Consider the following 8,976-nt stretch of genomic DNA (forward strand, 5'->3'; position numbering starts at 1 on the left):
AAACAGTAAGTCCCTGAAAATAAACAACAATTGCAAATATATTAATTTTACATTAGATTAAAGATTAGCGAATATTCGTATACTAATAAAGTGCTAAATAGTAGGTGAAAAAATGGAATTTTACGATTTGGGTATTACCATTAAAGAAATTAGAATTAAAAAAAACATATCACAATCCGAATTATGTCATGGAATATGTTCACAAAGTCAAATTAGCAAAATAGAAAAAGGTATGATTTATCCATCTAGCATATTGTTGTATCAATTATCTGAACGGCTTGGTATTGATCCAAATAATATATTTGCACTAACTCAAAACAAGAAATTAAAATACGTGAAAAATGTAAAATACGTAATGAGAGATTGCGCAAAGCAAAAACAATATAAAGAACTTTATGAAATAGTAAAACAAGAAAAAAAACAAAATAATTTTCAATCAAAAGAAGATAAACAATTTCTAATATGGCATGAAGCAATTGCTATATTTGAGGTAAATAGATCAACAAAAACTGCTTTAACTCTTTTAAATCATGCATTAAAACTAACTTTAACCAATTCTGATTTTTTATCAGAAAGAGAAATAGATATTATGCAGACAATGGCTATATTTTATGCAGAACACAAAGAATATGAAAAAAGTATTAATATATTAAGAAGATGTTTAACCAATTTTAATAAGTTAGATTTTCCTAGAGATAAAGAAATTAAATTAAAAATCATTTTAAATTTAGCAAAATTTTTGGACCTCACATATCAACATGAAGAGGCAATAAAATACCTTGATAAGGGCATCAAATTAGCTATTAATCTAGACACTTTATACCTACTAGGTGAACTATACTATTTAAAAAGTCAGTATTTATTAAAGATTAAACAACATAATGAAGAAGATGTTGTTAATAACATGAAAAAAGCATTATTTATATTTGAACTAAGAGAAAAAGAACATTATATACAAATGATTAAAGATGAACTTATTGAAATACAGAATAAAAAACACTCATAATTTCGTAAAAACTACTTACAAATCCCACAGGAAAAATCCCTATAGTTTTTAAACTTAAAACTTAAAATTAAAGTGGTTCAATTCAGAGGAAGGCACCTTAGGGTATCTTTTCTTTATGCATTAAAAAGGTATCGACAGCATTCCATAGAAAAAAAGCTAAGAGTATGCAAGGTTTTATACAGTTTTTCGACGAACCCAGTAACAAACGAGAACCCTAAATCCGCGCCAGGATAGGAATGTATAAAAAAATGAATAGCTTTATAGAAAATGAAAAAGGGGATTCCCTGTGAGAGTAAGGGTCCGCTTTTTTCCTTGCTACTGATAATAGGACGTTATGTTAACTTTACATGCATGTTTATTAATTACCTGATTAGAGATATGTAATCTAAACTTAGCTTATTCGAGGTACTAAGTTTTTTAATAAGAATAGTCATTTATTGTTATGATTAAATTTATAATATTTTTTAGGGAGGAACTCAATTTGAAGAAAACATTAATTGTTGGAGCATTATGCTTATGGATCGCTGCTTTAACTGCATGTAGTAATGGCGGTGAAGGGGCATCCACTGAAGCGAACAAAAATGAGATTATTATACATATACCTAAAGAAAAATCTAGAAACCTAGAACGATTTGAAACATTTTCTCAAAATGTAAAAGATAAGAAAAATGACGAAATACAAATTAAAAATTATTTAACTGACGAGGAAGCAAAAGTACCAACTTTACAAACTGTAACTTATAAAGATGAAAAATTCACTTATACTTACAAGTACAAAAACGACTATAGAAAGGATATATGTAATAAGCTTGTTACTCCTCAAGAAACACATGGTATAGCATATATGCTAAGAGATTGTGAACAGTCAGAAGATGGTATTATACTTCATAATACAGCGAAGGACGGTGAAGGAGTACACTCCATAAAAGATAAGTCTATTGAATTTATTGAAGTTGAGGGGGATAAAACCTACATATTCGTAAAACAATTTGATGTTGGAGCATTCGTGAACGCTATCACTCATATCGGGCATACACATTCAAATATATCCAGTACACACAAGCCAAATTTCAAAGTAAATGTTCACTTTTTAAGTGGAACAACTCAAACATACTATTTGTGGATTGACAAAGAGAAATCACAAGGAATAATTATGGATTCAGAACAAACGAACCAAGGACATGAAATCGATAAAATATTTGTAGATGACATCATAAAAGCGTTAAATTAAAACGATATATTTTAATGCGCCTTGTTAAGATGCACTTTTAAGATGATTACATTAACTCCATTATTATGTTAAAAATTGACTGCCATCACAGTTGATTTTCTTATACTCTCCTATACTTCCGCTAACGATAATTATGTAAATGAGCTGTCCATATGGACGGCTTATTGTATTGTTTGCTTAGCGTGGGTTTTTTCCAAAATCCCGGCGATACCTCATTTGTCTAACTCTTCCTTATGCTAATTTCTTTGTAAGTCTTTTTATTTAAATGTATAATTGTACAAAAAGTCGGAAATTTTAGAATCGAGGTGAACAGTATGAAAAGTTTTGGTACGTTAGTAATTTCTACCGTGATTTCAGCAGGCTTAGTATATTATAATGTCGATTCCTTTTATAATAAATTTACATCAGGGAATACATATTACTGGGTAAACGGTATCCTAGCTGCTGGATTCCTTATATCCTTAATTATCAACATAAAAGATATCATCAAGAAAAACTACACAACTTCTGAATCGAATTAAGGAGCCTATTAGGGTTTCTTTTTCTATGCAAAATAAAAAAGCAGCGGATTCGCTACTTACAATTTGTTATTTTACTGAAAGTAAACTTATACCGATTTGTTTACTTCTAAATTCACTTGAGGTACACATTTTCTTGTTTCAAAAAACTCATGTTTACAAAGGTATATCTTTATAAACAGTTAGGTATCATCTATGAAACATTGAAATATCAAGTTTATAAAGGTGGGTTTGATTAATTTATAAACGTTTATTTTTAATGAATACCTTTATATATAATTTTCGAACTATTCGATTTAATTTAATGAAGTGTTTATTGCAAAAGGCCTAGAATGTAAGGATTTCTCATTAGTTTTCTTATTATTGGCTCGAGTTTTTCAAGCGATGAGAAATGGTTTATGTCTATATTATTTTCTCTTCCAATTACTATATATTTTTAGCATACTATTAACAATAAGGAGGGAGTGCAGAAATGGAAGAAAAGAAAGTGACGTGGTTAGAACTCTTTTATGATTTGTTATTTGTGGCGGCAGTGACGGCTGCGACTCATGTTTTACTTCATGTTGAAGATGGTCAAATCCATGCAGAGTATTTAGTAAAGTTTGTCTTAATTTTTATTCCGATCTGGTGGGCTTGGGTAGGGCAAACCATCTTTGTTAACCGGTTTGGAAAAGATTTATTTCATCAACGAATTTTTTTGATCTTGCAAATGTTTTTTGTCCTAATAATGACATCAAGCTTATCAGCTGATTTTGATCCTTATTATCTTTCTTTTTTAATTGGCTATATTGGTTTAAGGGTCGTGACTGCAATTCAATATCTTGTTGTCCAGCGTATAGAAGAGGGGGCTCGAAAAAAAGCAGCACTCTTTTTAGGAAGATATTTTTGGATTGGAATCGTTATTTCATTATTATCCGTCTTTTTTGATTCTTGGATTCGATATGCTGTGTTATATTTTGGGATTCTTATCGATATTATTGTCCCACTGCTTGGAAGGAAGTGTTTAGAAAAGGTTCCTACAAATACAGCCCACTTGTTAGAGAGATTTGGTCTATTTTCCATTATTCTCTTTGGGGAAGCTCTTGTAAGCACTCTTGTGGTCATTCAACCTAAACAAGGAAATTGGGATTCAATAAGCTTTGCGATCATTTCATTTATCCTTATTATTTCGATGTGGTGGCAATATTTTGATAACATGGAGAAGAAACTCGACAAGTCTAGACAAACTTCTGGTCAAATTATTATTTACGGTCATCTATTTATTTTAATGTCTTTGAGTATGGTTGCAGCATCCATTAGATTATTATTTTTACATGAGGTCTATTATTCTTTTATCTTATATTTTGTTTTTGGTTCTGTATTGCTCTATTTCCTGTCAACTACAATTGTTTTTCATCAATATAGGTTTGAACAACACCGCTTGAACATTTATCATTTATGCTTGTTTTTAGGAATTTTAGCACTCTTTTTTGTTATTAATTTAATTATAGTAGTGCCGAATATTGTGATAATAGGACAATTAACCTTATTTTTTATCATCTATGCTAAATTAACAAGTACATAAATAAAAGCATCAAATAAATCAGTATCAAACTATAATACTGGTTTATATGTATATATTGGTAGCTTTTACATTTGATATTAAATCTTATTATTCACGGTGACTCTGATGCAACTGTACCTTTTGAGTTAAGTGGAAAACGCACATATGATTCCATTCCTGATAGTAAACTTGCTCTAATACAGGGTGGTCCTCATGGATTAAACGCAACTCATGCAAAAGAATTTAATGAAGCATTATTACCATTTTTAAAAGAATAATCTTTGAGGAACTACCGGAGGCGGTTCAACAGCAATATCAAGAATAATAACACGAATTTATCGATTAGGGGTTTTCCAAAAAGAGTAGCGCTATGCTTAATCTTTTGGAAAACCTTCTTTACATAGTTTTTTTAGGTCTCTTAGGGGAATCGCCACAGCGCTATCAAGTTAAGAAATACATTCTTCCCATAAACGAAAAAAACGAACTGAACTTCTATGGACAACTATGAAAGAATGAAATTTTCGTTTTGGGGATAATTCAAAATCTTAGGTTGATGGGCATGGGGTACCGCCAGCATTTCGGAAAAAAACACGCTAAGCAAAAAATAAAATAAGCCGCCCATATGGACAGCTCATTTACATAATTATCGTTACAGGAAGTTATCAAAGTTATTCAATTAAACCAACTATATCAAGAAAAATTATAGTAGTTATCATTGCGATAACTGCTATAAGAAATTTAAATCTGAATTTAATCTTAATACCTAGTTTATCTGGAATAAAATATATTCCCAAACCCATACTAATACGTCCTATTAATAAATATAATTGATATAAAAATTCGTTATTTATTTTTGCCTTAATATATATTTTACTGTAATCAAATAACAGGAAATATATTAGAATAATAATTAAGTAAAGAACAAATAATTTCACATAGTTTCTCATTTTAGTTTTTCTCAAAATATTTTATACTCCTTTTAGATGTTCAATCAATTTATAAATTTTGATCTAGTATTTCTCCCTATATCCATGCCCAAAGTTGTTTAAATATGTGATGCCCCCCTTATTATCAAGACGTTCTCTATTATAATAGATTCGTGTAAGTAGGAAAGAGTTCCTCTTGTATATTTTATACACATCTAGTTAACATAATGCCCTATTATCAGTAGCAAGGAAAAGGGGGGGAAGCCTACTCTTACAAAGGAACCTTCTTTTTTGGTTCTATGGATCTATGTTTTTTATTATATATTCCTATTCTGGCGCGGTTTTAGGTTTCTCGTTTGTTTTTGGATTAGCAAAAAAACTGTATTAAATCTTGTTTGATCCTAGGGGTCACTATATATGAACACTACGTATTTGACTTTCTCAATAACCAACATTACTTAACGTGGTAAAATAATATTAGGATGGGAATCCAATGTTATATTATAGTGGTTATCAAGTCGGAGGAAGGCACTTTAGGGTGTCTTTTCTTTTTAAAATATATAAGCGCACCATCCCTTTCCTAATAGAGGTCCCCTCATGCCTCCTTACAGGGAGAATGTGATAAGGCATTTTTTATTTACCCAATTACCGAGCTCTCACATGTTTTAAATAGTTACAATATTTGTATTGCTTCAATAACATATGATCATTCTTAAGAATGTCATTGAAATGTATCAATAGATTCTAGTGCAGCAAAATAAATTATGCTATGATGTGAGCAAATATAAAGCTATCTAACGGAGGGATTCACATGCCGCATGTTGTGTTTCGTGGAATTACTACTGAACAATTAAAACACATAAGCAAGCCATTAGTAGAAGAGCTCGCAGAGATTTGTGAGTGTGGTACGGATAATTTTACGTTGGAACTACCAAGTTCTACGTTTGTATTCAATGGAGAAGAAATAGAGGCGTTTCCTCTTATTGAAGTGAAATGGTTCGAGCGTGGACAGGAAATTCGTGATCGATTTGCCAAGGCTATTACTACATATGTAATGGATTTTGGACTTCCAGAAGTAGAGGTTGTATTTACGATTTTCACAGAATCAGCGTATTATATTAACGGGAAGCATTGTGCAAGTTAGAGCCATTTGAAAGATTTTTGTAACATTTATAAGGGGTAGAACCACATCGCTATCAAGCTAACTAGACAAAATACCCCCTAAAAAAAGGCGTTATTCTTTCTGAGAAATCATAGGAAAGGATAACGCCTTTATATCAATATGACGGCATTCTATATGAAAAATTAACATCGTTCCAAATGTATATATTGTGTCCATAAGCATTTAAAAGGCAAGGAGTTGAATCATGAGGATCTTACTATCTAATGTAAGCAAAATAGGAAAATGGTTTAGAAAAATAGAAGGTGAATGGGAAATACAAATAGACCACAATGGAAGGCAGCAAGTATTAAAAGAAAAGTAGCTAAAAATAGGGGGGCGTATTTCATGTATAATTTACAAGAAGATATGTATGAACAATTGAAAGAAAAAAGAGGGGAAGTTACTGTGTTTTTAAAGAATGGCGTTCCAGTACGTGGGCAGATCCTTGCAACAGATAAATTTACCGTCCTAATGATGGTTCATGGTAAACAACAACTAATCTACAAACAAGCAATCTCTACACTTACTATATAAAAAATGATTGTATGCTATAAAAGTAGAGGAAAGCACTTTAAATAAGTGCTTTCCTTTTTTGACATACACCTGTGACCTACAGATTGCTCTTCAATAATAATTATATATCCATTCAATAATATTTGTTTACCAAAAGAATTAAACTAAGCTGAAAAAGTGAATTTTATCAATACGAATTTTCTCTTTTATATATTAAAATGGAAGTACCCTTTCAATGTATACTGACTCCTTTACAAATCGTGAAGGTTTTTTTATTTAATGGGATAGCACCACATCACCATCAAGTTAAAAAACTAATTATCCCCTAAAACGCAAAAAAACGATCTGAATTCACATAAATAACTGTATAGAGATAAAAATTTCGTTCTGGGGGTACTTTAAAATTTTAGCCTGATGAGCATGAGGTGCTACCCCATTGCCATCAACCTATTTTATGGTTTTCGTTTCTATTTACTTATATTTTCATTGTTACTGAATCCTATTTCATTAGTAATTTGTATATATCCAACGCTGCCTCGTGTGAAAATAAGAATAAGCAAAGCAACAATGCCCAATCCTATCCCTACAAATAAATCTGAATTCTTTAAAACAGGGTTAGTGGTATTAGTTTGTACCAAGCTAAACGTATTTACACTCGCATGAACTAGCATGACAATAAATAAGTTACCGCGATTGCAGTTATAGACCCAAGTGAGAATGATTGAAATCGGCAAACACATCAAAATGAAAATTGGTAAATGAATATATAGGATAGAAAGGTCAGAACCTGGTCCGCCCCATTGTGCAGCAGTTAAGAAATGCGGAAGATGCCAAAAAGCCCACAGGAAGGCAAGTAGTAATGTTGCTTTTAACGGTCCAAGCTTCGATTGTAACCGAGGGAGAGCGAAACCACGCCATCCGATTTCCTCAGGTAAAGGTCCACCGAGAAAGAAAGTAACTACAAAAGTGATGAGATAGGTTATAAAAAATCTAGAAGTAAGGTCATGGAAAGTAGGTATCCCCATATTTAATATCACCATACCTAGAAACATTACAGCAGGGATAACAATGAGAGTAAACAAGTACCACTTCAAACCGACTTTAGTAGATATGATGCTTTTTCTAACTTTTTTCCATGACTCTTTGCCTTCAAGGGTTCGAATCATGATATATGCTGCTAACATAGGGCCTACAAATGCATTGGCAACAAAGAAAATATCAAACGCTTTTGTTTTAGGTAAAATACCCCATTGGGATAAGATAAATGGAATTAATACAACCCACGAGAATAAATATGCCATTACAAAAAATGAAGTTAACGGATAGGATTCCAAATACCCTCTCAGACCTGTTGATGAGTTTTTGGGTTTTAATAAATACTCCAACATAATCACCCCTTCAATTATAAAATGCTGCGATATGTTCTAATTCTATAAGTTTTCATAAAGAACCTTTTTGATGTGATAAAGTTAAGGTTTTTGTAAGAAAGAAGCGATACGTTACCAAAGAAATATAGAAATTTCTATAACAGTTTCCTTCAGTTCTTTGTCTACCTTAAGTGCATCTGGGGATAGCACCACATTGCTATCAAGTTAAAAAATCTGTTGTTCCCCAAAATGATAAAAGTAAACTTCGGTGCTATAAAAACACAAAATTTCCATTTAGGGGGTGCTTTAATTTCTTAAGTTGATGGCAATGGTGTATCGTCAGCATTTTGGAAAAAAACCATGCTAAACAAAAAAACTAGCCCTACAAGAGAGACTAGTTGACGTAAAATTCGTTATCAGAAATAAAATTTAACTCGAAAATAGCTAATTTTATCAGTTGTTGAATGTCTGAAAAAAATCAAACTAATGATATTGTCGAGATCCTTTGGCAACTTCTTGCTGTGATGACTATCATAGTGACTTTTTCTCCAGCAACCACTATTATTGGTTAATTACCATAATAACTTGTTTTTGAAATTTGCTATTTTTTAGAAAGTATGTTAATTTAATAAGGACCTATTTTTGTTCGGTTTGAGATTAAGAATAAATTTTGTTTTTCGTCTAAGGTATTTGAGCAAGGGTAGTAACAT

Annotated in this window: 8 protein-coding genes and 1 pseudogene; 7 read left to right on the plus strand and 2 right to left on the minus strand. The window is 31.4% G+C overall.

Annotated elements, in window-relative coordinates; translation table 11 throughout:
• Positions 1–112 precede the first annotated feature (112 nt).
• The 5 genes and pseudogenes from JDS92_RS21705 to JDS92_RS21725 form a co-directional block, all read left to right on the plus strand.
• Entirely contained in the window at positions 113–1,006 is an 894-nt protein-coding gene (locus JDS92_RS21705) for a helix-turn-helix domain-containing protein (RefSeq protein ID WP_016107006.1), read from the plus strand.
• A 481-nt stretch (positions 1,007–1,487) separates the two neighbouring features.
• On the plus strand, positions 1,488–2,237 hold the full coding sequence (locus JDS92_RS21710; protein ID WP_199632493.1) for a YhfM domain-containing protein: 750 nt from the start codon (positions 1,488–1,490) through the stop codon (positions 2,235–2,237).
• A gap of 314 nt (positions 2,238–2,551) precedes the next feature.
• Positions 2,552–2,758: a hypothetical protein gene (locus JDS92_RS21715; protein WP_000834523.1), complete on the plus strand. Its 207-nt coding sequence runs from the start codon at positions 2,552–2,554 to the stop codon at positions 2,756–2,758.
• Positions 2,759–3,227: 469 nt separating this feature from the next.
• Complete coding sequence (locus tag JDS92_RS21720) at positions 3,228–4,319, plus strand: low temperature requirement protein A (RefSeq protein WP_098064442.1); 1,092 nt, start codon at positions 3,228–3,230, stop codon at positions 4,317–4,319.
• A 74-nt stretch (positions 4,320–4,393) separates the two neighbouring features.
• Positions 4,394–4,576, plus strand: a pseudogene (locus JDS92_RS21725) (alpha/beta fold hydrolase); the annotation flags it as partial.
• A 390-nt stretch (positions 4,577–4,966) separates the two neighbouring features.
• Here the strand turns inward: JDS92_RS21725 and JDS92_RS31420 are convergent.
• Complete coding sequence (locus JDS92_RS31420; protein ID WP_307838338.1) at positions 4,967–5,260, minus strand: hypothetical protein; 294 nt, start codon at positions 5,258–5,260, stop codon at positions 4,967–4,969.
• A gap of 775 nt (positions 5,261–6,035) precedes the next feature.
• Between JDS92_RS31420 and JDS92_RS21730 the strand changes: the two genes are divergently transcribed.
• Positions 6,036–6,368 carry a DUF1904 family protein gene (locus tag JDS92_RS21730; protein WP_088290965.1) on the plus strand — a complete coding sequence of 111 codons (333 nt, stop codon included), beginning with the start codon at positions 6,036–6,038 and terminating at the stop codon, positions 6,366–6,368.
• Positions 6,369–6,731: 363 nt separating this feature from the next.
• Positions 6,732–6,920 carry an RNA chaperone Hfq gene (gene hfq, locus JDS92_RS21735; RefSeq protein WP_199632494.1) on the plus strand — a complete coding sequence of 63 codons (189 nt, stop codon included), beginning with the start codon at positions 6,732–6,734 and terminating at the stop codon, positions 6,918–6,920.
• Positions 6,921–7,366: 446 nt separating this feature from the next.
• Here the strand turns inward: hfq and JDS92_RS21740 are convergent, their stop codons facing one another.
• Positions 7,367–8,287 carry a CPBP family intramembrane glutamic endopeptidase gene (locus JDS92_RS21740; protein ID WP_199632495.1) on the minus strand — a complete coding sequence of 307 codons (921 nt, stop codon included), beginning with the start codon at positions 8,285–8,287 and terminating at the stop codon, positions 7,367–7,369.
• Between the last annotated feature and the right edge of the window lie 689 nt (positions 8,288–8,976).

The sequence above is a fragment of the Bacillus cereus group sp. N12 genome (assembly GCF_016483575.1).
In the GTDB taxonomy this organism is placed as follows: Bacteria; Bacillota; Bacilli; order Bacillales; family Bacillaceae_G; genus Bacillus_A; species Bacillus_A toyonensis.

What these genes read in the sequence shown, in the direction of transcription:
- JDS92_RS21705 (WP_016107006.1), top strand. Translation starts at nt 113, where the DNA reads ATGGAATTTTACGATTTGGGTATTACCATTAAAGAAATTAGAATTAAA.
- JDS92_RS21715 (WP_000834523.1), top strand. Translation starts at nt 2,552, where the DNA reads ATGAAAAGTTTTGGTACGTTAGTAATTTCTACCGTGATTTCAGCAGGC.
- JDS92_RS21720 (WP_098064442.1), top strand. Translation starts at nt 3,228, where the DNA reads ATGGAAGAAAAGAAAGTGACGTGGTTAGAACTCTTTTATGATTTGTTA.
- JDS92_RS21730 (WP_088290965.1), top strand. Translation starts at nt 6,036, where the DNA reads ATGCCGCATGTTGTGTTTCGTGGAATTACTACTGAACAATTAAAACAC.
- hfq (WP_199632494.1), top strand. Translation starts at nt 6,732, where the DNA reads ATGTATAATTTACAAGAAGATATGTATGAACAATTGAAAGAAAAAAGA.
- JDS92_RS21740 (WP_199632495.1), bottom strand. Translation starts at nt 8,287, where the DNA reads ATGTTGGAGTATTTATTAAAACCCAAAAACTCATCAACAGGTCTGAGA.